Here is a 26,155-nt window from a genome sequence, read left to right as displayed (position 1 = left end):
ATCAGTTTCCACTTGGATAGTTGCTTACAATATTGTCCATATAAACAGCTCTTGAGTTGAGCCATTTCTCCATTCGATTGATTTCTGTAGTGTATTTCTTGTCGATGGGCCAGCGCTTAGCATCGCGCTCCATCGCCTCGGCAGCAGCGTCGGCATAGCGCTTGGTCTCTGCCCAGAACTCAGCGATAATACGCGGTTTTATTTCCTTCCAACGCGCCTTTACATCGCTGACGAATGCCTTGTTCTTCCACATGTCAGTAAAGAAACTCGGCACATAATCGTAATTGCTGACATGACGGGCAGGATCGGTACCAAGAACCGTCTCGCGATAATCAGCGAAATAGCCGTGTCCATCGTACATATGTCCCCAGTCGAAATCAAAACCGGCATCAAAGTCCCATAGCGGTCCGAAAGTCCAGAGTGCATCACCTTTATCTTTGTGGATGTAGATGCTACGCGGTGCAGACACTTCGACATTGTAAACGTACTCCTGAATCAGCAGATAGTCAATCATCGACTGAACATTCAGCACCTTCTTAAGTGCTTCGTAGTCGTGACTATGTATTACGTTTTCAAGGTCGCCAAGTGCCTTTTTTGCATCATCTAATAGGGTTTCGGGGGTAGCATAATCCTCAGCTTCAGGACTCTTTACACATACTGGCATACGGTATACCTGCGACCAGAAATTGTCGCCTGCGGTAGGAGCCTCAGCAGGGCCGTCGTCGACATCAAGTGATAGTAGCCATCCTTTCTTCTTACCAATATCCACACGACTCTTTCCTACTTCTATCTGCTCCGTCAACTGATACAGACCGATATAATCGCCATTAAGCGTAACCTCTACATAGCGTGTATGATTGGTAAAAGGCATATTCAACCCATACCCCATCTCGAACACAAAGGTGTTCATCAGATGGGTTGGGTCGCGATAGTTGGCCAGCAGCACCCAGTCTTTATTAGCATCAAGACCAAGTACTGATGCCTTTTCGTCGAGTTTAATACGGTATGGTTTCTTGGGATACCAGATCCATGTTGAGTTACCTCTGCCGCGAATACGTCCACGGCCCTCGTAGTTCCATGCTGCCGTATCACTCTCTATTTTAATCGTACAATTGCGATAATCAGCTTTCTCTTTCGAGTCGACAGCCTGCTGTCCATCCGTTGTAATCTGCATCTTTGCCACTCGATACTTGGCAGCAAACTTCACCGCAACAGGATTCTGATCGGTTTTTGAAGTATCTACCTTAGTTGTATCAACTGTCGACGGCGTAGGTACAACGGGGCTTGGCTCCGGCACATCGCTTCCCGACGAACAGGCAACCATCAACAGAACCGCCAAACTCGAAAGAAAAAACTTCTTCATCTTAGAATATCGAAAAAATTAGAATTGCATATTCAGTGTGAACGTGGCTTTATACTGCTTGCCACCCTTGGTGTAAACCCAAGTGGGCTTCATGGTGTAAGTCTTACCAGCCTCAACGGTGCCGGGCTTAAAGCCGACGGGGAAGTTGTAAGAAGAACCATCATACTCGTAGTAGAGCTGACCCTCGCCCCATGTAGCGGCATAACCGTCGGCATTGATCCATGTACCAATGGCGTTAGTAGAGCAAGCGAAGCTGATGGTTCCGTCGGGCTGTGTCAGACCAATGGCAATCTTACCTTCGGCAGGTGCCACAGCGTCGCCCTCACGTGCTACCAGGTTCGACAGGATCTCGGCAGGCTGCAGCTTGAAGGCCTTCGCCATCTTCTCCATATAACCCTCGCCCAGCAGGTCGATAGCACCAACCTGATAACCTTCGTAAGCGGCATCCAGTCCATTCAGATTATGGGTGAAAGCCACATCGGTAGGATCGCCGGCAGGGATATCGATAAAGCCCTTAACACCAGTGCCACTGAACTTCACGTTGTAAGGCCACTGCTGGTCGTTGGTCTCGTCATCGTCCCAAGCCTGGCGCTGATAATCAGTAGGTGTGGCTACTACCACGAGGTAGAGCTTATCGGTTCCAGCAGGCACCTTCATCTCGGCTACAGCATTCTTACCTTTAGCCATATCGCCATAGGTAGCCTTATCGCCGCTAATGGCTACAAAACCAATGCGGTAAGCCGATGTGGTGTTCGACTGCTGGTTGTAGGTGCTGACATTGCCCTTGGCATTACCATCGCCATCAACCACCTTGCCGGCATCGCCGCTAACTAGGGCGCTACCTGGCGTTACAGCTTTCAGGTCGGCCTTAACAGTTGTACCAGCAGCAGGAATATTCAGCTCGATGGCATTAAAGCCTGTGGTACCAGGACAGTTGTCGTAGGTAGGCTGGAATCCGCCATTGTTGGGCAGCATATTGGTGCTGTAGTTGGCGGCTGAAGTGTTAAGACTAAGATACTGGTGAACAGCATCGAAATCGTAGTTGACGGCACGGGCAGCATAGTCGTAATACTCGTCGTAGAACTTCTCCATATCGTTGCCACAGAACAGGCGGGCATAGGTCTGGATAGGATCCTCGGGATAAGTGCTCTCCTGCCAGATGCGACCGTAAGCCTCGATGCCATGCTTCTGGGTAAGGTAGTAAGGCAACCAGTAAGAGGCATAGCGCATAAACTCGTGGTTAAAGTGGCGGTGATGGTTCTTAAGCCATACGGTGGGGTGAGCATCCTGGGTGAAGCACTCCTCAGGATAATCCTGGAACGACTGCCACTGAGCGCACTGCTCCCAGTAAGCACAGCCACCGGCACCGTTCTCGCCAAAGCCATAACGGAAACCGCCGCTCATACCATAGCTGGTTTCTTCGGCCTGTCCATTCAGCAGCTTATCGCAACCAGCCTGATACTGGAATGAGTGACCTATCTCGTGAGCGATGGTAGAGCCTACGGGCTGACAGGTTGATGGGTTTACCCAGAGGGCACCGATGGTGTTGTCGTAGCCCGAACCGGTAGCGAGCCAATCCTGCTGGTAGAGCAGATAAATCTGCATTTTGTACTTATCGAGCTGACTCTTGCCCTGCCCTACAGTCACCATCTTCAGTTTCTCGACATTGGTGGTATAGAACTGCTCGGCCTTGGCCAGCAGGTCGTCGATATTCACACGCAGGGCGGCTGGCACGTCGCTTCCATTGGGATCGTAGCCGAAGCCTGGCTCCCAGAACACGAAGAAATGCTCGCTCTGCTTCATGCGCCAGAAGCTCCACTTGGCATCGTCGCGCAGCATATTATCCACACCTTTCTCGAAACCTTCGTTCCAAGAGCCTGGGCAGATGTACTTGTCGAAGTTCTCAACCTGCGACTTATCCATGGTGTGTACCGCATCGGGGTTCTGATTCTGATGTACGTTGATGATCGAGGTCTTATCGCCACAATGGATGGCAATCTGAGCATCGCGATAGAACTCTGAATCGTTCTTCGAGAGGCAGAAAGGCATCTTCACCTCGCCGGCATCGCCACTGTTCACAGTCAGCGTCAGCCACTCAATCTTGGTGTTAAGGGCTCGGGTGGTGACATCACTCACACTGGCTGTCCACTTATCGTTAGCAGTAAAGGTGATAGAGCTCTCCACCTCGTCCCACTCTACAGTCTTATTCAATTCGGTCTCGGCAATGGTGATGTTACCAACAATCACCTCGTCGTCGCTGGTGCAACTCATGAGACCGAGAGCAAAGAGCGCAACCAAGGCGCTCTTGCTCATCAATTTACTGATATGTAATAACATAAAACCTTACTTTACCGAAATGTATACCATTGGGGCTGTTTTCCCTGATGGAATAGGAATAAAGGCTTGAATATTTGCTTGACCATTTTCAAGAGAGTATGACTCTCTGAAACCATTTATGGTACAAACAATTTCCACCTTTTCAGCAGATGAGTTATTCGGAACAGATACTGTAAAATACAGGAGGCAGCCACCAATATTAGTATAAGAAACTTCTTGCATAGATGAAGATGAACCTACAGTCATCTGAATATCAGATGGTTGTACAAAATCTAACACTGTACCTGTCGGAGCAATTACACATAATCTTACTGTAGAAGTACAACTTTGAGCATTCATGTTTTCTGCCTTTGCATTCATTACATTTGCCATTGTCATGACAAAAATCAAAACAAATAAGCTAAAAATTTTTTTCATAATTGTTAGGTTTTAAATGTGCAGGGCAGAGCCCTGCGCATGAGTTAATAATTAATCTATAAGAACTGCTTTAAATACAAATTGGATAAATTTAGAATTATCAGACTTAAGCGTATATACGAAGCGGACTCTAAATTCCGTACCAGCCTCTTGGCCAGGATATGCACCGATATATATAGCTCCTTCATCTCCATGACTTTCAACAAAATAGTTAGGTTTATCTGCCCACTTCATGATATTGCCATCAGCATCACACCAATAGCCCATGCCGCTTGCAGTGTATGCCTGATCTGTAATCCAATTTCCATCTTTATCAAGCATATAAAGAACCATATCACCATCTGTACTTTGAATAGCTTCACAAAACTCTTTGAGAGTCATACCAAATGCATCCTTGATATTATCCTCATAATCATTAAGATCAACAACATAAGGTGTATAGTCCGTATTTGGCACATTAATCGTTACGATATTTGATGAAGGATCACTAACCTTATATGAGATAGAGAATCGCACATACATATCGTAGTCTTTCTTATTATCAACGGCAAAACCTACATTAACAGTACCGTTCATACCATCTTCAACCGTCTCAGGTACAGATACCACGATTTGCTTATTTGCTTTATCAAGTTCTACTGCAACCTGAGCATTACTTTCTGTGGTCACACCGCCTGCAGAATTATAATACCAACCAGTACTTCCTTTAGTAGGAGCTGTTTTGTCCCAAGCACCACGCGAAGTATTGATATTATAAAACACAATATCACCATTCTCTAAACCTACAAAAACATCGTCAACAGTCATCTTCAGTTTTGTCTGAATCTGCTCAGCATAATTTTTTAGGTTTATTGTTTGAACAGCTAAATGTCCAATCTTAAACTCCAACGAATTACTAATCGTGGCATTGGCGTCGGAACGCAGATAGGGAGCCTCGTCGGGACCATACACGTGCTTGGTTACGGCATCGTTGGGATCGTCGCTACAGGCAGTAAAGCCCAGCGCAAAGCATGCCATTGCTATATATAATATATTCTTTCTCATAATTTTTGCATTATTTCATTATTACATTTTTGCATTTTCCCTTAGTTTGCCGCTGTATATCCAGGGTTCTGCTTCAGCTTAGGGTTACCGTCGAGAGCATCCTGTGGGATGGGGAATATGTCGGTATGGCGGTCGGCCTCGGGATCCTTACAGAACCACGATTTACCGCAGTACACGTTCATATTCGTTCCTTTAATCGTAAAGCGGATGATATCATCGCGACGATGGGCCTCGCAAACAAACTCACGAGCCAGCTCGTCGAGCAGTCCACCCAGTTCTATGTCGTCGCCACCCTGGTAGTTCTCTACCCAGTTGTCGGCACCACCCAGTTCACCAGTATTCTCGCGATGTCCGTAGTTGTACTTACTGCCACCCTTCAGCTGGGCTGCGGTAACCTTGGCCTTCGATGGGTCGGCCTTGAAGTTACGGGCACGTACCTGAGTAACCAATGCAGCGGCATCGTCCTCAGTCTCACCATTATAACCACCTAAGCGCAGCAGGCACTCAGCCTTCATCAGCAGGGCATCGGCATAGCGATAGTAAGGCACATCGTCGTAGCTGGTACCATAGTCGCCACTCTTGATCTCATACTTAATCAGGCGCCAGCTCTCCATGGGATAGCAGCCAGGATTGTCGATGCTATGCAGTTCGCGGGTGTAGTCGAGGGGCTCGCCATCCAGCAGGATAGGACTACCATCCATCGCATACTGTGGGCCGCCTGCCCAGGTGTTCTCCAAACGGGTGTCGCCATCCTCGTAGATATCCAGGAACTGTGGGAACACGATACCACCGCCTGTAGCCCAACCTGAGAAGTTCCAGCGGGCACGGCCTGCATTGTGGATCCAGAGGTTAGCCATGAAGTTACCACCGGCATACTTATTTTCGAACACGATACCGAAGATGATCTCAGGCGAAGCCGAGATATCCTCCAAGAAGTTGTCGCTGTAGTTGGTGGCCAGAGCAAACTTGCCCGAGTTGATGATGACGTTCAGGCAGTCGATACACTTCTGATAGTAACTATTATCCTTATTGTTAGGGAACCAGGCGTCGTGGTTCAGATAGAGCTTGGCCAACTGCATGTAGGCAGCATACTTACTGAGCTTGCCCAACGAGATGTCGTCGCCGCACTGGTCGGCCACTTCCTTCAGCTCACTCTCAATCCACTTATAAGTCACCTCGGGAGCTGCCTGCTCAGGTGTCCATCCATCAGGGTGAACGAAAGTGGTATCCAGAGGGATGTTACGGAACAGGTCGAACAGATTATAGTAGTACATGGCACGATAAGCGCGCACCTGAGCCTTGATGAGTTCGCTACTGGCAACCTGCTCGTTGGCTAAAATCTGGTTGCAGGCATTCACACCGGCATAGTTGTTGGACCAGTTGACAGAGAAATGGCCGATACCTGCGTTAAACTCGTGCTTGTGCATAGAGATATAAAGGTCGCCCCAGCCGATACCGATACGGTTAGGAACACCCCATACGTCGGAACTCTCATCCATGATGTCGGCCATACCGAACCATCCCCAATACACGTCGCGCAGACTGCTGTAAACAGGTGCAATGGTAGCTTCGAGGTCGGCATCAGTAAACTCGTACTTCTCAGAGGCCAGACGTGAGTAGATGGTCTCGTCGAGATCAGTACATCCTCCGATGGTAAGGCCTGCGGCACCCACCATAGCGGAAACGATGATTTTGTTGTATATTGCTTTCATTGTAGTAACAGTTTTAGAATGTAACATTTAATCCAAATGTGTAAGTGCGGATAGTGGGATACTTGTCGCGGCTGTCGATACCAGAGTACTGGGGATCGCCATTCGAGAGCTCAGGATCCAGACCGTTGTATGAGGTGATGGTGAACACGTTGTCGGCAGAGAGATAAGCACGTACGTTCTTCACATACTTGTTGGCCTTCAACGGTACATTGTAACCCAATGTCAGGTTCGAGAGTTTCAGGTAGTTACCATTGCTCAGGTAGTAGCTGACGAAGGTCTGCTTCTGGGCAGGCTTCAGCACGTTACCATCGGCATAAGGAGCCACAGCAGCATCCTTCAGGCGGTTATAGGTCACGGCATTGTTCTGATAGTAGGCACGGGCCTCGTTCAGGATCTTGAAGCCGAACTGACCAGTGAACTGCATGTTCAGATCGAAATCCTTATACTTGAAGGTGTTGCTCCAGCCTACATTGATCTTAGGAATGGCATTACCCAGGTTCTGATAGTAAGTCTCCTTATCGGTCAGCATGTTATCGTTGAATTCCTCGATGGCACCTGTGGTAGGATTCTCAATCAGCCAGAGACCGTTCTCGCTGACACCTACTGACTTCAGACCATACCACTGTCCGAGAGGCTTACCTACCTCCATAATCTGTGTAGAGAGTGAGATAGGCTCACCAAGATAGGCGATATAGTGCTTATTGGCAGTCTCGTAGAGGTCGTTGCTCAGGCTGAGCAGCTTGGTAGCGTTGTGAGCAAAGGTAGCAGTGGTCTTCCACTCAAAATCCTTGGTACGAACGGGAATGGCATTGATAGCCACCTCGATACCCTGGTTACGCATCTCACCTACGTTGGCCAGTGTCTGGTTGTAGAGGTTTGGTGGAACAGGCACGTCGTACCACCAGAGCATATCAACGGTCTTCTTGCGGTAAACATCGATGTTACCCCAGATGCGATCGCCGAGTACGGCAAAGTCGAGACCGACATTATACTCGGTTGATTTCTCCCACTTCAGGTCGGGGTTAGGGTTCTGGTCAACCTTCAAGCCCTGCTTCCAGGTACCATTGTCGTAATAGTAAGGCGAACCTAATGCCCAGGTGGTAAGCGACAGATAGCGACCACTGGGGACAACACCAGTAACACCGAAACCAGCACGCAGCTTCAGATTGTCGAGCCACGACTTAGTACCCTGCATAAACTTCTCGTTAGAGATGGTCCATCCGAGCGAGGCTGAGGGGAACGAACCCCACTTGTGGTTCTCACCGAACTTAGAAGACCCCTCACGGCGCATAGACAGCAGCACGTTGTACTTATCGGCAAAACCGTAGCTTACACGACCGAAGAAACCAACCAGTTTGTCATCGCTCTTACCACTACCCATACCAGCCTTACCATCCTTCAGATACTGACCTACACCCAGATTGTTATACTGGAAGAAGTCGTTGAGGAAGTTGGTATTGTTGGCATAGAAGCTCTCGTCAACCTGATACTGGTAGCTATAACCTACCAGAGCCTCGAAACGATGGTTGCCCCACTGGTGCTTATAGGTTGAGGTAAGCTCAAGATTGTTGGTTTTATTGTAAGCATAGCTATGGTAGGCATAACCCGTACGATACTCAGAACGCTGACCATAGTAGTTCGACGACTGGTAACCCTCATCATGGGCATTGTAGCGCTCGGTAGAGAGCATCAGGTTGGTCTGCCAACCACGGATAGGCTCTAAGGTGATATTACCTGTCAGACGGGTGGTCTCTGTCTTGTACTCACCAGTCTGCTCGTTCAGGATGCTCACTGGGTTATAATAGTAGTTGATACCGAAGTTCTCGTACCAGTTGCCATCCTCGGCATAGATAGGCTCTGTAGGGTTACGCATCAGGGCCTGACGATATACCATCTGACCAGCAGCGTCCACAGGACCATTCTCGTGCCAGCGCTTCAGGATATTGAACTGCAACTTCAGCATATCGTTGAACATCCAGTGGCTCAGACCACCATTGAAGTGCATCTCCTTGCTATAGGTATTGATGAACACACCCTGCTGGTCGCGATAGGTAAAGTCGGCATTATAAGATGTGCTCTTATTACCACCGCTGATGTTGACGTTGTGATTATGAGTGAGGGCTGTACGCGATACGGCATCAAGCCAATCGGTATCATAACCGCGGTCGGTATAGTTGGTTTTTCCTGCACGGATATCATCGCCGTCCATCATATCGAGTTTCTTGCCGAACGAGGCCAGTGATACGTAGCCGCTATAGTTGGCTGTGGTCTTAGCCTCACGCTTACCAGCTTTGGTGGTGATGAGGATCACACCAGCAGCACCACGTGTACCATAGATAGCGGCAGCCGATGCATCCTTCAGCACATCGATACTCTCGATGTTCTCAGGTGCTACAGAGCTCAGGCTGCCCTCCAGACCATCAACCAGTACGAGTGGAGAGTTGCCACCATAGAGCGAGATGATACCACGCAGACGGATGCTTGATGCAGAGCTGGGGTCGCCAGAGCCATTCGAGATGGTGAGACCTGCCACCTTTCCCTTAATCAGAGCACCGGCATCGCGGATATTTCCTTGTGCGAAATCCTCGGCCTTCACACTGGTAATGGCTGAGGTGACGTCGCCCTTACGCTGAGTGCCATAACCGATGACAACAACCTCGTTCAGCAGAGCGTTGTCCTCCTCGAGAGTTACGTCGCTACCGGCTTTCACCTCCTGAGTGTTGTAGCCGATGTAAGTTACTACGAGCACGGCATTGCGGCTCGATACGTTAAGAGAGTAGTTACCGTCGAAATCGGTAACGGTTGCGTTCTTGGTGCCCTTTTCGGTTACTGTGGCGCCGATAATCGGCTCGCCTTTAGCGTCCTTGACTGCACCTTTTACTGTCACACCTTGCTGAGGATTCGAAACTTGTTTCGCTTGGCTTTGTCCAAGAATGGCAGCAACGGCTGGTGATGTGCTTTCGGAGGCGTAACCACAGAGTGTACCGCCCATCAAAAGCAAGCATAGAAGATTTCTATTCATACCAATTTTACTTTTTAGGTTTATTAATGTTATACAATAGTTATTTGTTCACTTTCCACTCCAGTACGCCACCTGAGTTACCAGGCTGCAACTTAGCGATAATCTTCAGTCCAGTAGTTTTTACGGGTTTGAAATCCACGCTGTTATAGCAGTCCTTCAGCACCGTGTAAGGGCTATGGTTCTCAACTTCCTGCCACTCATCGTTGGCATCCTTGTAATAGAGAGCCCACGAGGCAGGCATACGGAAATTACCATCGTAATGGTCGAACTCCAACCAATAAACCTGTACGTTGCTCACCTCGTAGGCTTGATCGAACTGGTAGCTGATAGCTTCGTTGGTTCCCTGCTTCAGCCACCAGTAATGGTAAGGTTTTGATATATCCGACGAACGCTTGGGCTCCCACTGATCGTTCACACCACTGGCCCAGGTATCAACAGGAGCTGTCTCGGGCGCATCGTTCTGGATAGGGCCACGATTAGAAAACGTTTGGGCCTTGCTGGCGATAGAAGGCTGCGGTGTGGCTACAGCCTTGGTGGGAGAATTGGCCACCCATATCTCCATCTGCTGCGCTCCGCGGTTGTTCCAGGTAGAATAAGGGATGGCACGGAACGTTACATCCTTGATGGTACCATCGGGCTGCAACTGCTTAGCATCGCCACTAAGTGTAACAACACCATTCAGAAGGTCAGCATCGTACTGAGCTGTAATGGCTGCCGAATTCAGGATATACTTATTAAACACCTGACCATCAAGTTGGTCGGAACCCTCCAGACAGTAAACGATAGGTCCACGCTCCAGTGCCACTTTGCCGCGATCGTCCTCAGCATTATCGTTAGCCACGATACGGCGCACACTCATAGGGAAGTCGATATCAATCACATCACCCTTTTTCCAGTTGCGGTTAATGGTGGCGTAATCGGTGTTTTCTACTGCCACCTGCTTGCCATTTACAGTAATGGCAAAGGCAGGGGCAGCATCGTTATAATAATAGAGAGTGTTGTTGGTTGGTGATGATTTGAGCCAGCTGGGGATACGCAGTTTGATGGCGAACTTACCACTACCCTTAGTCACCTTAATACGGATTTTGCCTTCCCAGGGATAGTTGGTGGTCTGCTCCAGTTCTACCTTGCCAATCTTGGCTTTGCCCTGTGCATACAGGTTTACGTAGATGTCCCTACCCTGCTGGGCGTACATATAACCAGGCACCGAAGCCACAAAACGAGTAATGTTACCAGGACAGCAGGCACAACCGAACCACTTCTGGCGCTCGTGTTCGCCATCGCTCTCCAGCACATTGTCGTAGAAGAACTTATCGCCGCTCAGCGATACACCACTCAACACATTATTATATAGTGCACGCTCGCAAACGTCGATATACTTGCTCTCACCTGTAGCTAAGAACATGCGGTAGTTCCAGTAAACATTGGCAATGGCAGCACAGGTCTCGCAATAAGCGGTGTGGTTAAACAGCTCGTAGTTAGGACCAAAGCCCTCGCCCTGCGGACGACTGCCTATACCGCCTGTGATGAAAAGCTTTTTCGAAGACATATTCTCCCAAATGCGCTTAAGGGCCTCAAAATAAGCCTTGTCGCCAGTGAGTGCTGCCACATCGGCCACACCACTGTACAGATAGCCTGCACGCACGGCATGACCTACTATCTCCTGTTGCTGCAAGATAGGCATATGGTCCTGCGAATACTCCGAAGGATGATGACCATCGGTACAACGACCTGTCTCATCCACGAAATACTTGGCACCTTCCAGATATTTCTTGTTGCCAGTTACCTTATACAGCTTGCAGAGCGCCATCTCGATGATAGGATGACCGCCCGGACGATGAATCTGACCCTCGTTAGGTCCGAAGGTCTTGCAAACCAGGTCGGCATTTTTGATAGCCACATTCAGGAATGTCTTCTTGCCTGTAGCACGATAGTGGGCAACGGCACTCTCGATGAGGTGACCAGAGTTGTAGAGTTCGTGCGAGTTAATCTTCTCCCACTTGTGTGTGCCCCACCATCCGCTCAGGCGCGTACATTTATTAGTAACACACGTAGTAAGATAGCCATCGGGCTCCTGAGCCTTGGCGATGATGTTAATCACTGAGTCGAGATAATGATCGAGTTTGGCATCGTAATGTACGGCGAGTGAGTAGCTGGCACCTTCGATAACCTTGTAAGGATCGGTATCATCGAACGAGAAGTCGCCCCTGTGCTCACCTTTCATCAAACCTGCAGCGATGGCAAAGTTGTCGAAACGACCATTCACCTCGCACTCATGGAAGGCCGAGGGGATGCTGACGGTACGATTGATCTCGATACGTGGCGACCAGAATCCGTCGTTGAGGTGAACCTGAGTAAAGGGCACCTCCTGAATTTGTATCTGGGCTGCTGCCGAAAGGCTGATACTTGCAACCCCGATAGCTGATAACAATAGTCTATTCATTATTATACTTGTTATTGTTAGTAATCGTTAGAGTTTTGATTTCGACCGCAAAATAACAAAAAATCAGCGGAAACGGATGAAAGAATAGTCCAAGATACTAACAAAATAGTCTAAATACAGATAAAATAAGGCTTTTTAGACGATTTTACCATCGAGATTAGACGATATTTTTATTCCATTTAGCCGAAAGTTACTATCTTTGCACCAGAAATCAAAACTCTAACAAAAATGATGATTAATCGAATCTTATCATTCGCCACCTTATTAATAATGTGTGGTTCGCTTCAAGCCAAGGATCACATCGTAACTTCGCCCAACGGAAAGAATGTGGCGACGGTAGATGATGCACTTAACATCCGTGTTGCACACAACGGCAAACAGGTGGTAACGGTAAAGGCAAGCCTTCGCGATGGATTAAGAATTGCTTCTGTTAAATCCAAAAACATCAACGAAACGATTCAGGCACCGTTTTACAGGCAAAAGGAGATTCGTATCGCAGGCAATCAGTTGGATGTTAAACTTAACGATGGATTTAGTCTGCAGATAAGAGCCTACGACGAAGGTGTGGCCTATCGATTCAGCACTACCAATAAGAAACAAACGATTATTTACAACGAGACGGCCGATTTCTGCTTCCCCGAAGACAGCAAAGCCTGGCTAGCCTACTCTACCAACGACGAAAAACCCTTCGCAATGGCCTTTCAGAACTTCTACGACGAGACGAAGCTGAGCAAGGCCAAGGATAAATACATATTTCTGCCAGCCACCATCGAGAGTGGCGGAGTGAAAGTAACAATCCTCGAGAGCGACCTGCGCGCCTATCCGGGCATGTTCCTGAAGGCTGACGGACTGAAGCTGAAAGCCGACTTTGCCAAATATCCCAAGAAGATGGATTATTACAAATGGCGCGGCATGAGCTATGTGGCAGAAACAGAGGATTTTATCGCAAAGTCGACTGGCGCCCGTAGTTACCCTTGGCGCGTGATGGCTATCACCGAGAACGATACAGAAATGCCTGTTAACAACCTGGTATATGCCCTTGCCAAACCCAATCAGATAGGCGATACCAGTTGGATACGTCCAGGCAAAGTGGCTTGGGACTGGTGGAACGACTGGAACCTGAAAGGTGTCGACTTCGAGGCAGGCATCAACACGCGTTCCTATCTATACTATATCGATTTTGCCGCCAAAAATCACATCCCATACGTAGTTCTAGACGAAGGTTGGTACGACTCAAGCAAAGCCGATATTATGAATCCCATTGCCGCCATCGACCTGCAGAAGCTGATAGATTACGGAAAGAAAAAAAGCGTAAACATAGTGCTTTGGACGGTATTTAATGTGCTCGACGAACATCTGCGCGAAGCCTGCGAGAAGTATACAAAGATGGGCATCGCTGGTTGGAAGATAGACTTCCTGGATCGCAACGACCAGACGGCGGTAGAAATGGCAGAACGACTGGCAAAGACCTGCGCAGAATACCATCTGTTTGTGGATTATCACGGATTCTACACCCCAACAGGTATGAACCGCACCTATCCCAACATACTGAACTACGAAGGCGTGTTTGGCATGGAGGAGGCCCGCTGGGCTAAGAAAGAGACGGATATGCCTAGATACGACGTCACCTTCCCATTTATCCGCATGATGGCTGGCAATGTAGACTTTACTCCAGGCGCCATGCGCAATGGTACCAAACACAACTGGGTGGAGTGCTATCAGAACCCTGTATCGATGGGTACACGATGCCATCAACTGGCATGCTACGTCATGCACGACTCGCCATTCACCATGCTTTGCGATGCGCCAACCAACTATGAGCGCGAACAGGAATGTGTAGACATCATCACGTCGATTCCTGACACTTGGGACGAAACAAAAATTCTTTCAGGATATATTAGTAGTTATATGGTAACAGCCCGCCGCAACGGTAGCGACTGGTATGTAGGCGGACAAACGAACTGGGACGAAAGGAAAGTCGATATAGCTCTCGACTTTCTACGTCCTGGCGAGTCATATCAGGCAACAATCGTAACTGATGGAATCAATGCCAACCATAATGCCGAAGACTACCGCATAGAATCAAGAACACTCTCTGCCAACGACATACTGCACATCAAAATGGCCAGCGGCGGAGGATTTGTTGTGAAACTGATAAAAAAGTAAAACATAGATATGAAGAAACTACTGACTATAGGGGTACTTGTCTGTTGTTCGCTTGGCATGAGCGCACAACAGAAAGCCTATGACGCCCCATCAACTGGCAATCCCATATTGCCAGGATACTTTGCCGACCCTACCATCAAGAAGTTCGGCGATACCTATTATATTTATGCAACCACCGATGGTAGCGGCGCAGGATTCGGGCCTGCACAGGTATGGATGAGTAAGGATTTAGGCAACTGGACACTGATGCCGATGAACTGGCCCGATACCCACTGGATTTGGGCGCCAGATGTGATGCAGAATGCTAAAGACGGCAAGTATTACATGGTGTATTGTCAGCCCTGCCAACTCCACATGGGCGTGAGCGAGACACCTCGCGGCCCATGGAAGAACATTCTGGGCAAAAGCGATGCCGTACTGGTGCCAGACCGCTTTGTAACCAACGCCATCACCCTAGACGGACAGACCTTTGTGGACGACGATGGCAGAGTGTATATGTATTGGGGCACCTGGGGCATTTACAAAGGCTTTGGCTGTGGTGCAGGCATACTGAACGACGATAAGAAAACCTTCTCTGAGACACGATTGATACCTAATACCGAGGTAACCGATTTCTTTGAAGCACCCTTTGTATTAAAGCGCAACGGCATCTATTACTTCATGTATTCATCGGGTTCCTGCCACGATCATACTTATCGTGTGCAGTATGCCACCAGCAACAAGCCGCTGGGGCCGTACAAATACCAAGGATGCATACTCGAGACTAATGCCGATGGTACCATTCATGGTCCAGGTCATCATAGCGTATTGCAGGAGGGCGATAACTACTACATTGTTTATCACCGCCACGACAACCCGCACTCCAATCGCGGTTTTCATCGTCAGGTATGCATCGATAAGATGGAATTCCTGCCCGACGGACGCATCAAAACAATTACCCCTACTCACGAGGGCATTGGCTTGTTGGCACCATCAGTTATACGTTCAAGAAATCTGGCCTTAGATTGCAAGGTCGAGGCTTCATCGTATTACGATGATGACTTTAAGCCATCCTATGCTGTGGATGACAATAACGGCACACTCTGGCGCCCCAAAGGCACAGGTAGCGAATGGCTGAAGATTGATTTGGGCAAGACGCAGAAAATCAAAACCATCATGACGCAGTTTGAATATGGTACACAATTCTACCAGTATCTGATAGAAACATCTACCGACGGACATAACTGGAAGGTGTTTGCTGATAAGAGTCAGAACCGCTTGGCGGGCAGTCCGATGGTAGATTTTGGTAACGCTAAGGCCCGCTATGTGCGACTGACCTATCTTGGCGGACAGAAGAACGGCTTTGGTGGTGCCATCTGGAACATCAAGGTTTATCCTGAGATTGAAGATGCCTTACCCCAGCAATGGCTCGGCCTGACGCCTGCCGACTGGAACGGGCGCGAGTGGCTGAATAACGAAGGTATGCTTGGAGGTAGTTTTAAGTTAAAAACGGGCTCCGTATTCCGTCAGCATCAGGAGGACAAGGATATATTGGTACTACAGCCTGGCACCGAACTGGAATTTAAGAGTGCTGTTTACTGTCAAACCATCAAGGCCGATAAAGAGCCACTCACCCTCACCAATCTGCGCCACTACAGCTGGCAGCAGGCCGAGGCCGAGAAAGCATACGATGCCCAAAACGACATCGTACGCCTGCCAGTGGCCGATAATCAGAAGAAAGGTCTGATTGTTAGCATCACAGCCGATGATTTCCTGACAGGCGACACCATTTCCTATATTGAGAATCATGGCGTGGATGGCTATTTTGAAACGCTGACAGCACCTTGTATTGTTGAAGAAATCAAGGGCAAGAAAGCCCTACGATTCGACTCGCTACAGGTGTATCAGTCGTCGTTTGCCCTGCCTGCCACTATGCGCGATAATGCACCTTATACCCTTGAGGCTTGGGTGCTGAATCCCCAAATGGCCATGAACGAGTGTGTTGCTGATTTTACCACCACTCACGACGAACTAGAGAAGATTATGCTGATTAGCGGCACAGAGCCTCGTTGCGGCGTAGTGAACCACTATGGATGGTACGAGGATGCTGGCTACAAAGATATCAAACAGCTGGAAGGCGAATGGCAACACATCATCGTGACCTTCGACGGACGTATCGAAACTGTCAGCATTAATGGAAAAGTTATCAGCCGTAAAGACATCCAACTGCTACTGAAGCCTTCGCAGTATGTTACTCTAGGCCGAAACGCCGAACGTGAATGGCTGTTTAGCGGCTATCTGCACAGTCTGAAACTTTGGGACAACGTGATAATTGATAATTGACAATTGATAATTTATGAAGAAACTTATGACTATTGCGCTGGGTGTAGCCATCATGCTCCCCATTAGCGCACAGAAAAAACAGACAGCGACTCATGGTTATCCCATCAGTCCTGTACCCTTTACCGCAGTAAAAGTAACACCTGGCACCTTCTGGGGACAACGATTGGAAGCCAGTCGTAAAGTAACCATCCCCTTGGCCTTCGCGAAATGCGAGGAGACTGGACGTTACACCAACTTCTCGAATGCAGCCCTGCACCTGAAAGACCCATCAAAGGTATTCAAGGTGAACGGTGTGGGCTACTCGTTCGACGATACCGACCCCTATAAGACTATTGAGGGTGCCAGTTACATCTTGCAGACCTATCCTGACAATAAACTGAAACAGTACATTGATTCGGTACTCGATGTCATCGCCTCGGCACAGGAGCCTGACGGCTATCTCTATACTGCCCGCACACAGAATCCTGCCGACCCGCACCACTGGGCTGGCGACAAGCGCTGGGTGAAGGAAGAGGACCTGAGCCACGAGCTTTATAACCTCGGCCACATGGTTGAGGGGGCAATCGCTCACTATCAGGCCACAGGTTCAAGAAAGTTCCTTGATATAGCTATCCGTTATGCCGATGTGGTATGCAAGGAGGTGGGACCCAACCCTGGTCAGGCTTGTGTAGTACCTGGTCATCAGATAGCAGAGATGGCACTGGCAAAGCTTTATCTTGTTACTGGCAACAAAAAATATCTCGACGAGGCCAAATTCTTCCTCGACTATCGCGGCAAGACCACTATCGTACATGATTACTCTCAGGCTCATAAACCTGTGATCGAACAGGACGAGGCCGTAGGTCATGCCGTTCGTGCAGCCTATATGTATGCAGGTATGGCCGATGTAGCAGCGCTGACTGGCGATAAAGATTACATCAAGGCCATCGATGCCATCTGGGACAACATCGTTACCAAGAAACTCTACATTACTGGTGGCATCGGTGCCACTAATAATGGCGAGGCCTTTGGCAAGAACTACGAACTGCCCAACATGAGTGCCTACTGCGAGACTTGCGCTGCCATCGGCAATGTGTATGTGAACTATCGTCTGTTCCTGTTGCATGGCGAATCCAAGTACTACGATGTATTGGAGCGTACACTCTACAATGGACTCATCAGCGGCGTATCGCTCGAAGGCAATGGTTTCTTCTACCCCAACCCACTGGAGTCGATGGGACAGCACCAGCGTCAGGCTTGGTTCGGCTGCGCCTGCTGCCCCAGCAACATCTGTCGCTTCATCCCCTCGCTGCCCGGTTATATCTATGCCGTTAAGGATCGCAATGTATATGTCAACCTGTTCCTCTCTAACAAGAGCAACCTGACTGTTGCAGGCAAGAAGGTTGGTTTGAGTCAGACAACTGCATACCCTTGGAATGGTGATATCACTGTAAATGTTGACCAGAATGCGGCAGGCCAGTTTGCCATGAAAATCCGTATTCCAGGTTGGGTGCGCAGCCAGGTGGTGCCCTCTAATCTCTATCAATATACTGATGGCAAGCGTCTGGGCTATACCATCACCGTGAATGGCCAGACTGCAGCAGCAAAGGTAACAGAGGATGGCTATTATACCATCAATCGCAAGTGGAAGAAAGGCGACAAGGTGCAGATTCACTTCGATATGGAGACTCGCACTGTACGTGCCAACAACAAGGTAGAGGCCGATCGTGGTAAGATTAGCGTAGAGCGCGGCCCGCTGGTTTATTGTGCCGAGCACCCTGACAACACCTTTGATATCATGGGCGCCCTGATGAATCAGAATCCAGAGTTCAGTCTGGGTAAGACCGAGATTGCAGGAACTACCGTACAGACCATCGTCACCGATGCTCAGACGCTAAGTTTCGATAAGAAGGGGAAACTGCAGACTACCGACCACAAACTGACACTCATCCCCTACTATGCCTGGTGTCATCGTGGTAGTGGAAAAATGCGTGTTTGGTTGCCTCAGGACCTGAATGCTACTAATCCATCGCAGCCAGCCACACTGGCCAGTGAGAGTAAGATCAGTAGCTCTACCGAAAAAATGCCAGCCCTTACAGCCATCAACGACCGCCTGGTGCCAAAGGATGAGAACGACCGTAGCGTACCCTATACCCACTGGTGGCCTAAGAATGGCAGTACCGAATGGTTAGGTTACGAATTCCCCGAAGTAGCTACCGTACAGAGTGCCACCGTTTATTGGTTCGACGATGGTCCTTGGGGCGGATGCCGCGTACCGCAGTCGTGGCGCATTCTGTATCAAGATGCCCAAGGCAACTGGAATCCTGTAACTGGCGCAGATGGATACCCCACCGATAAAGGTACAGCATGCACAGTAAACTTTGAGCCTGTTACAACCAAAGCACTTCGACTTGAGGTTGTATTACCTAACGATAATTCAGCAGGAGTGTTTGAATGGATAGTTAAGTAAAAGAATCATATAATCCCAAAGCTTTTTTGTTTTGCTTTGGGATTTTTTATATCTACTGACCTGTAGCTTGTTTGTACTCCAGAAGTTTGTTCTGATAGTCGGCGAAGGCATCGGTATGCTTGTCGAGTGCTTGCTGATAAAGCAATTGGGCTTCGAGCAAATCGCTCATCTTTGAGGTGCCGGCACGATAGTAGTTGCGGTTCAAGCGCAGGTTCTCGTCGGCCTGTTCGATGCTGCGTTTGGCCAGTTGCAACTGCTGATAGCTCTCCTCTACCCCATTCCAGGCATTCTGCATGCGGATTTTCAGCAGTTGGGCATTGTCCTCCAACTGCTCAACGGCTTTCTGATGTTCAATCTTCTTACGCTTGATGGCGTGCGAACCGCCCCACCAATCGCTGATGGGCACACTAACGGTGGCAAACACCATCGCAAACGAATGGTTATTATCTAACAAATTGTGATAGTTATAACCGGCACCAACAGCCAACGTTGGCAGGTTCTGACCAACAGCCATCTGCTTTTGCAACTTAGCGGCCTCAACCTGCTTATCCAGGAGTTGATACTCGGGCAAACATTGAACATTCTTGCCTTGCAAGCCAGCAGAGCTGGAGCGGAACATTGACAATTGACCATTATTAGCCTTCTCCATTTGCGTAGCAGAATGGTCAATGGTCAATGAAGAATGGTCAATGGCAAACGACGTGTCGCGGAGGCCGCAGTATTGCGACAGTAGCAAACGGACGATAGAGATGCCATTCTGCAACTTCAGGCGCTGACTCTGAATATCGTTCTGGCGCAGTTGAACCTGCAACAGATCGTTACGCATGGCCACACCTGCACGCACGGCCACATCCACATCTTTATGGATATCGCGCAGCAACGTATCTACTGCATTAATGGTGTTCATCTTCTCCTGCAACGAGGCTAACTGCCAGAAGTACTGTTCGGCTGTCTTCTCCACCTCGTTTTCCGACAGTTGTAACTGCAGCTTACTCACCTCCTCGCCTACTTTAGCCAGTTTGTTGCCGTTGATAATCTGTCCGCCAGCAAATACGGGCTGCACCGCCATCAACGAGCCAATGGTACCATTCTTCATCATCGAGATGCTGATGGGATTAGCTAAGGCAGCCAATGCCTCTTGAGGCAGCGACTGAGCCAAAGCAGCACCCAGCTCGGGTGATATACTAGCCGAAGGGTTGATGGTGGTCTGCGCCATACCCTTGTTGGCATTAAACCACACGCCTGTACCACTCACACTAGGGAAATACTTGGTAAACGCCTCTTTGCGCTGCTGTTGGGCAGCCTCAACGCCATATTTGGCGCTGCGGATGGCAAAGTTGTTTTGTAAAGCAGAATCCTTAATCTGCTCTAAGGTATAAGTCTGAGCCGAGGCTGACATTACGCAGCCTAAGGCTATCAGTGATAATATCTTTTTCATAATTACTTAGTACTTACTTTAACTACGTTGAGCTTTCTCACGTTCGGAAGTGAGAGCAAGCTCTTACTTCTCTCACTTAGTCGAAACCTTCCAATAAATAACGGGTAGCATGGTGACTACCATGATGAGCGAGCCGATACCACCTGCAAAGATGGTTACACCCACGGGCATCCAGAACGAACTCTGGGCGATAATCATCGGCACCACACCAACGGCAGTGGTTGCCGTAGTGAGGAAAATGGGCACCATACGACGCTTACCGGCATCGTAGGCTGCCTGGCGCACAGCGGCGTTATAAGCCTGGCGATCTGTTTTCCAGTCGCCATGTTCGGCCACATGCTTCTTAATCAAGTCAATCGCGTGCTCGAAAATCAGGATTTCGTTACGCATAATCATTCCCATCAGCGTGATGAGTCCGAAGATAGAGGTCAGACCAAGGGCGCGATTCATCAGTCCGAGACCAATGAGCGCTCCAGGAATCATCAATCCCAAAGCTGCCATACAAACGGTGGTAACACCATACTTCTTGAAGTTGAACAACAGGAAGAAGTACACGATGATCAGTGCAATGGTGATGCCACCAATAATCTGCGGCATGGCCTCGTCGCCATATTCTATCTCGCCGCCCACCTCGGCACGGACGCCCTGTGGCAGTTTTATCTCCTCGTTCATCATACGGGCAATCTCCTTCTCTACTGGTGCGGTATATACGCCTTGTGCAAACTGGGCAGTAACGGTGATACAACGTTCGCCACCACGATGCATGATGCGACTCTCGCTCCACTTGGGTTGCACCTTGGCTATCTGGCGCAACGGAACGGTGGAATTGGTACTGCGCAGACCTCCCGACACCATTGATGCGGGCGATGCGATACCCAGGTTCGCGATGTCTGAGAAGGTCATATCAGCATCGTCCTTCACCACAATGGGTAGTTCATAATCTTTCTCCCAAATCTGTCCCACACGCAGGTCGGAAGATGTGGCACTCAAAGCCAGCTGGGCGGTGGTACGGGTGATGCCTAACTGGGCCGATGTAACAGGATCGAGTTCGACATTGATAATGGGGTACGGCTGCAGATAGTCGGTATGTACCCACTCCAGTTCGGGCATCTTCCGCATGCGTTCCATCAGTCGCTCGGCTACCACATGCAGCGAGTCGAGGTTGTCGCCATAGAAGCGATACTCCAGTTCGGATACTTCGAGATAGTCCAAACGTTTGAACTTGACGTAAGCGTTGGGGAACGCCTCGCTCAATTGGGGCTGATATTGCGCCAAGAGGTCGAGCGTAGCCTTATTGCTCTTGGTATTCACGATAAACTGCGCATAGTTATTACCAGCCATCTGGGGTGCATAGGCATCCATGAATCGTGGCGACGAACAGCCGATAAAGCCCGTGATGCCTGTGATACGTTCGTCCTTTGCCAACACATGCTGCACAGAATCGGCAATCACCTCGGTCTCGGCCATGCCCTTACCCTCGGGTAAAAATATCTCTACGGCAAACTGGTCGCGATCGGCATATGGGAACAGACGTATCTTCAGCGTAGGAGCAATCAACGTCGACAGCAGAATAACGCCAATACCACCACCAATGGTTAACCAAGGGTGTGCAAAGGTAAAATCAAGCACCTTATTGTAGGTTTTCTGCACCCATTTTGTTATCGCATTACCATCGGTGCTCACCTTGCCGGGCTTGATGATACGTGTTTCGAGGAACGGAATCACCGTTACGGCCAGCACCAGCGACACCATGAGGTTGATGGTAATGGTAACGGGGAAGTCCTCCAAACAATCGTGGAACATACCCTTCATGGTGATGAGGAACGGATAGAAGATGGCACAGATACAGATGGTGGCCAGCAGCATAGGCATGAAGTACTGTCGGGCCGACTCGATGGCGGCATCGAAAGGCTTGAAACCTTTACCCAGATATTCCAGATAACCATCAATCACCACAATCGAATTATCAACAATCATTCCTAACACCACAATGAGCGCTGCCAACGTCACGATGTTCAGTTCGATGCCCATCATATACATGATTGCCACACTCACAAAGGTACTCAAGGGAATGGTGATGGCCGACACGATAGCCGAACGCAGAGGGAACAGTACCATCATCACCAGGATGATGATAGCCATCGATATCAGCAGATCGCGCAAGAAATCGCTCACACTCATCGCTACCACTTTGGGCTTATCGGCAATGCGGGTAACCTTTACGTCCTCGGGCAGTTCGTTCAGACTGAACTCCTTCAGTACTTTATCCACCTGCTCGCCATACTGCACCACATTGTTACCAGGCGTCATCTCCATCGAGAGCAGCACGCAAGGGTGTCCGTCCTGCTCAATACGACTGGCGTTTGGCTCATACTCGCGCACCACACGGGCCACATCGCGAACACGTGCCACCTTACCTGTCACTGGGTCGGAGAAGATAATTTGGTTGGCTATCTCCTCCTCGGAGTTTTCCTGAGCCTCAACGTGGATGGGTATCTGCTGGTCGTCGTCGCTGATAGCGCCACTCATGGTGGTGATGCCCTGTGCCTGTAGGCGCGAGAAAAGCATCTGCTGACCAATACCATAGGCCTGCATGCGCTGGCGATCGATATAGAGCGAGATCTGCTCCTTCTGTTCGCCAAACAGTTTCACGTTGGCTACCGAGGGGATGCGACGCAGACGATCGCTCAGGTCGTCGCTATACTGTTTCAACTCACGATAGCTGCGCTGGTCGCTCTCGATGGCGATGAGCAGGGCCGAGGTGTTGCCAAAGTCATCGTTCACCACGATGGCCAGCACACCACTTGGCAACTGCGCCTTAAAACCATTCAGTCCATGTTTGATTTTGCTCCACACCTCGTCCTTATTGTTCACGTCGTCGTTCAGTTTCACCATCACGATACACATGCCATTCTGACTCTGTGTGGTGGTTTTTACACGGTTCACCTCACCATAGGTAAAGAGGTAACGCTCAAGCGGACGGGCCACTTGCTGTTCCACCTCCTCGCTGGTGGCACCAGGATATACAGCCACTACCACACCCTGACGGATGGTGGCGTGGGGGAATTCGTCCTTAGGCATAATATACATGCCGTAGATGCCCATCACAAACAATATGCCGATGATGAGCAATGTTATCGAGTAATGCTCCAAAGGCCATCGGAGCCAATTCACATTTTTCATAATCTTCAATGTTCAATGGTCAATGTTCAATAAACCACCTTGGTGTTTTCACTAAGTTTCTGATAACCCTCGGTAACTACACGAGCACCTTCGGTCATGCCATCAGTAATGGCAATGCGGTTGCCCATCGTTTCGCCCGTGCGTACGATGGCACGGTGGGCGGTGCTATCGTTAGCAATCGTCCATACAAACAGGCTTCCGTCGGCCTTACGCTGTACAGCTGTTACAGGCAGGGTTAAATCCTTGCTTGGCTTTTCAATATTACCAAACTGCACGCTGGCCACCATACCTGGCAGCAATTGGCGCTGACCATTAGCCACATGTATGCGTATATCATAGGTATGCGTGAGCGCATCGGCCTGCACACCTTTTTCAATCCGTCCACCAGTAAAACTGCCATTCACGGCCTCGACCTTAATAGTCGACGAGGTGTTAGCACCAATACCACTGATTTCGGCCTCGGGGATGGCCACTTTTACCTTAACTGTTGAGATATCGAGAATGCTCACTACCGCCTGCGAGGGCATAGCCGTTTCGCCAGCACCAACCAAGCGTTTGCCTACGATACCACTCACGGGGGCTACCAGTCGGCAATCGGCCAGATTCTTCTTAGCCACCTCCAGTTGCGACTTGGCCTGAGCCACCTTGCTCTGTATCTCAACCCACTGCACCTCAGGGAGCGATCCGTTATCGTGCAGCATCTTGTAGCGTGTCAGGGCATCATTGGCCTGCGTCATCTGAGCCTCGGCACCACTTAATAGGTTACGCGCCTGCGTGTCGTCCATCTCGGCTATCAGTTGTCCGCGACTCACTGCCTGTCCCTCGTTAACCAGCATACGCTTTACAACACCCATGCCTGTAAAGCTTACAGCAGTAGCCTCACACTCCTCAACAATACCTACATACGTCTGACCATTGGCATTCATAGCAGTAGATACCACTTCTGTTTCAACTCTCGTAGGAGCCTTTGTGTTCTGCTCCTTCTTACTTGTACAGCTGCTTATCAGCATCACACCCAGCAGCATCAAAATACTCTTTTTCATCATTACATGTAAAATTTTGGGGACAAAGGTAGTGCAAAATCAGCCATTATTAATGTTCAATTTCACTACTTTTATTACTGAATTCGCCATATATTCCCAAATAGGACATAAATAACACCACATAAAACAGCGAATTAGCGAAAAAATGATTAATTTTGCCACATGAAACAGCAAGAAGAGATTACAATTCAGTCATTAGCTAACAACGAGGATGTTCAGATTGGCTATTCGGACAACGAAATAGTGGTTGTGGACAGTATCCAGCAGTTTACGGAGATAAGCAGCGCTCATGTGGCCATGAACGCTATTGTGATTTGTACCAGCGGAAAAGCGCAGGCACAGATGAACGGCATACAGATGGAACTGCATAGAAATCAGGTTGCCATTATCCCACAGAACGTAACGGTGACTGATGTGATGGTAAGTCCCGACTTCGACGCAAAAGGCATGTTCCTTACCAACCGTATTCTGCGTAGTTTCCTGAACGAGAAAATCAGCGTTTGGAACGACATGATGTATATCCATCGCCAGCATATCGTAACGATGGACGAAGACGAGATTCTATTCTACACCCACTTCTACGACATGCTCACACTGAGCATTGAAAAAGGCAAGGAGAATCCTTATCACACTGAGATTATCCAGTCGTTGCTCCGCTCGGCCATCCTTGGTCTTTGTGGCACCATGAAGTGGATGCTGTTAGCTGACAATTCTCCGCTCGGCTCCGCCGCTTGGCAACGCCAAGAATTATCAACTAGCAAAAGTCACTTCCAGCGTTTTCTGGATTTGCTGCACTCTACCGAGGTGAAGCACCGTACTGTAGAGGCGTACGCCAACGATCTGTGCATATCGCCCAAATACCTGACTACCATCTGCAAAAAGAATTCGGGTAAAACGGCCAACGAGTGGATTACCGAGCATGTTTTAGAGGACATACGTTACTATCTGAAACAGACCGACCTGAGTATGAAGCAGATTTGCGACCAGTTGGGATTCCCCAACCCATCGTTCTTTGGTAAGTACGTAAAGGACCACTTCGGCATGACACCGATGGAATTCAGGAAAGGCTAAAACAACCACAATGCGGCTTTGCCTCTTGCGCCATCGGCAACAAACTCACCACAGCCGAACAATGGGCCAAGCTACGTTTGGTAAAGGAGATTGCCGACGAGGTATGGGGCACAAGCAAATAAAAAACATCCAAAAAACTATAAAT

General features: G+C 49.1%; 14 protein-coding genes. 4 read left to right on the top strand and 10 right to left on the bottom strand.

Annotated features, from left to right (window positions below; genetic code table 11):
- Position 1: 1 nt before the first annotated feature.
- Genes BLU97_RS13405 through BLU97_RS13380 form a run of 7 tightly spaced genes read right to left on the bottom strand, consistent with a single transcriptional unit; the run spans position 2 to position 12,341 of the window.
- The gene (locus BLU97_RS13405; RefSeq protein WP_074761992.1) at positions 2–1,363 is read right to left on the bottom strand and encodes a CotH kinase family protein; all 1,362 of its coding nucleotides are present in this window, start codon (positions 1,361–1,363) and stop codon (positions 2–4) included.
- A gap of 18 nt (positions 1,364–1,381) precedes the next feature.
- Positions 1,382–3,700 (bottom strand): DUF6055 domain-containing protein, encoded by a 2,319-nt coding sequence (locus tag BLU97_RS13400; protein ID WP_074761991.1) that lies wholly within the window; start codon positions 3,698–3,700, stop codon positions 1,382–1,384.
- A 6-nt stretch (positions 3,701–3,706) separates the two neighbouring features.
- A complete protein-coding gene (locus tag BLU97_RS15870) occupies positions 3,707–4,117 on the bottom strand; it encodes a hypothetical protein (RefSeq protein ID WP_139209035.1) in 411 nt (136 codons plus the stop codon).
- A gap of 51 nt (positions 4,118–4,168) precedes the next feature.
- Positions 4,169–5,161: a DUF4859 domain-containing protein gene (locus tag BLU97_RS13395; protein ID WP_074761990.1), complete on the bottom strand. Its 993-nt coding sequence runs from the start codon at positions 5,159–5,161 to the stop codon at positions 4,169–4,171.
- A gap of 41 nt (positions 5,162–5,202) precedes the next feature.
- The gene (locus tag BLU97_RS13390) at positions 5,203–6,873 is read right to left on the bottom strand and encodes a RagB/SusD family nutrient uptake outer membrane protein (protein ID WP_074761989.1); all 1,671 of its coding nucleotides are present in this window, start codon (positions 6,871–6,873) and stop codon (positions 5,203–5,205) included.
- A gap of 13 nt (positions 6,874–6,886) precedes the next feature.
- Complete coding sequence (locus tag BLU97_RS13385; RefSeq protein WP_081353037.1) at positions 6,887–9,895, bottom strand: SusC/RagA family TonB-linked outer membrane protein; 3,009 nt, start codon at positions 9,893–9,895, stop codon at positions 6,887–6,889.
- Positions 9,896–9,935: 40 nt separating this feature from the next.
- Positions 9,936–12,341: a glycoside hydrolase family 127 protein gene (locus BLU97_RS13380; RefSeq protein ID WP_074761988.1), complete on the bottom strand. Its 2,406-nt coding sequence runs from the start codon at positions 12,339–12,341 to the stop codon at positions 9,936–9,938.
- A 225-nt stretch (positions 12,342–12,566) separates the two neighbouring features.
- Here BLU97_RS13380 and BLU97_RS13375 point away from each other — a divergent pair, with 225 nt between their 5' ends.
- Genes BLU97_RS13375 through BLU97_RS13365 form a run of 3 tightly spaced genes read left to right on the top strand, consistent with a single transcriptional unit; the run spans position 12,567 to position 19,275 of the window.
- The gene (locus BLU97_RS13375; RefSeq protein WP_254771727.1) at positions 12,567–14,504 is read left to right on the top strand and encodes a glycoside hydrolase family 97 protein; all 1,938 of its coding nucleotides are present in this window, start codon (positions 12,567–12,569) and stop codon (positions 14,502–14,504) included.
- 57 nt (positions 14,505–14,561) lie between these two features.
- On the top strand, positions 14,562–16,826 hold the full coding sequence (locus tag BLU97_RS13370) for a family 43 glycosylhydrolase (protein ID WP_074761987.1): 2,265 nt from the start codon (positions 14,562–14,564) through the stop codon (positions 16,824–16,826).
- 13 nt (positions 16,827–16,839) lie between these two features.
- Positions 16,840–19,275 (top strand): glycoside hydrolase family 127 protein, encoded by a 2,436-nt coding sequence (locus tag BLU97_RS13365; RefSeq protein ID WP_074761986.1) that lies wholly within the window; start codon positions 16,840–16,842, stop codon positions 19,273–19,275.
- A gap of 52 nt (positions 19,276–19,327) precedes the next feature.
- Here the strand turns inward: BLU97_RS13365 and BLU97_RS13360 are convergent, their stop codons facing one another.
- The 3 genes from BLU97_RS13360 to BLU97_RS13350 form a co-directional block, all read right to left on the bottom strand.
- Positions 19,328–20,713 (bottom strand): TolC family protein, encoded by a 1,386-nt coding sequence (locus BLU97_RS13360; protein WP_074761985.1) that lies wholly within the window; start codon positions 20,711–20,713, stop codon positions 19,328–19,330.
- A 72-nt stretch (positions 20,714–20,785) separates the two neighbouring features.
- A complete protein-coding gene (locus BLU97_RS13355) occupies positions 20,786–23,896 on the bottom strand; it encodes an efflux RND transporter permease subunit (RefSeq protein WP_074761984.1) in 3,111 nt (1,036 codons plus the stop codon).
- Between the two features lie 26 nt (positions 23,897–23,922).
- Positions 23,923–24,942 carry an efflux RND transporter periplasmic adaptor subunit gene (locus tag BLU97_RS13350; RefSeq protein WP_081353035.1) on the bottom strand — a complete coding sequence of 340 codons (1,020 nt, stop codon included), beginning with the start codon at positions 24,940–24,942 and terminating at the stop codon, positions 23,923–23,925.
- A 159-nt stretch (positions 24,943–25,101) separates the two neighbouring features.
- Between BLU97_RS13350 and BLU97_RS13345 the strand changes: the two genes are divergently transcribed.
- Entirely contained in the window at positions 25,102–26,010 is a 909-nt protein-coding gene (locus BLU97_RS13345) for a helix-turn-helix domain-containing protein (RefSeq protein WP_074761983.1), read from the top strand.
- Positions 26,011–26,155 lie beyond the last annotated feature (145 nt).

The organism is Xylanibacter ruminicola, assembly GCF_900107775.1.
Taxonomy (GTDB): Bacteria; Bacteroidota; Bacteroidia; order Bacteroidales; family Bacteroidaceae; genus Prevotella; species Prevotella ruminicola_C.
The sequence above is the reverse complement of the archived record's forward strand: the minus strand, read 5'-3'. Positions and strand labels throughout refer to the sequence as shown.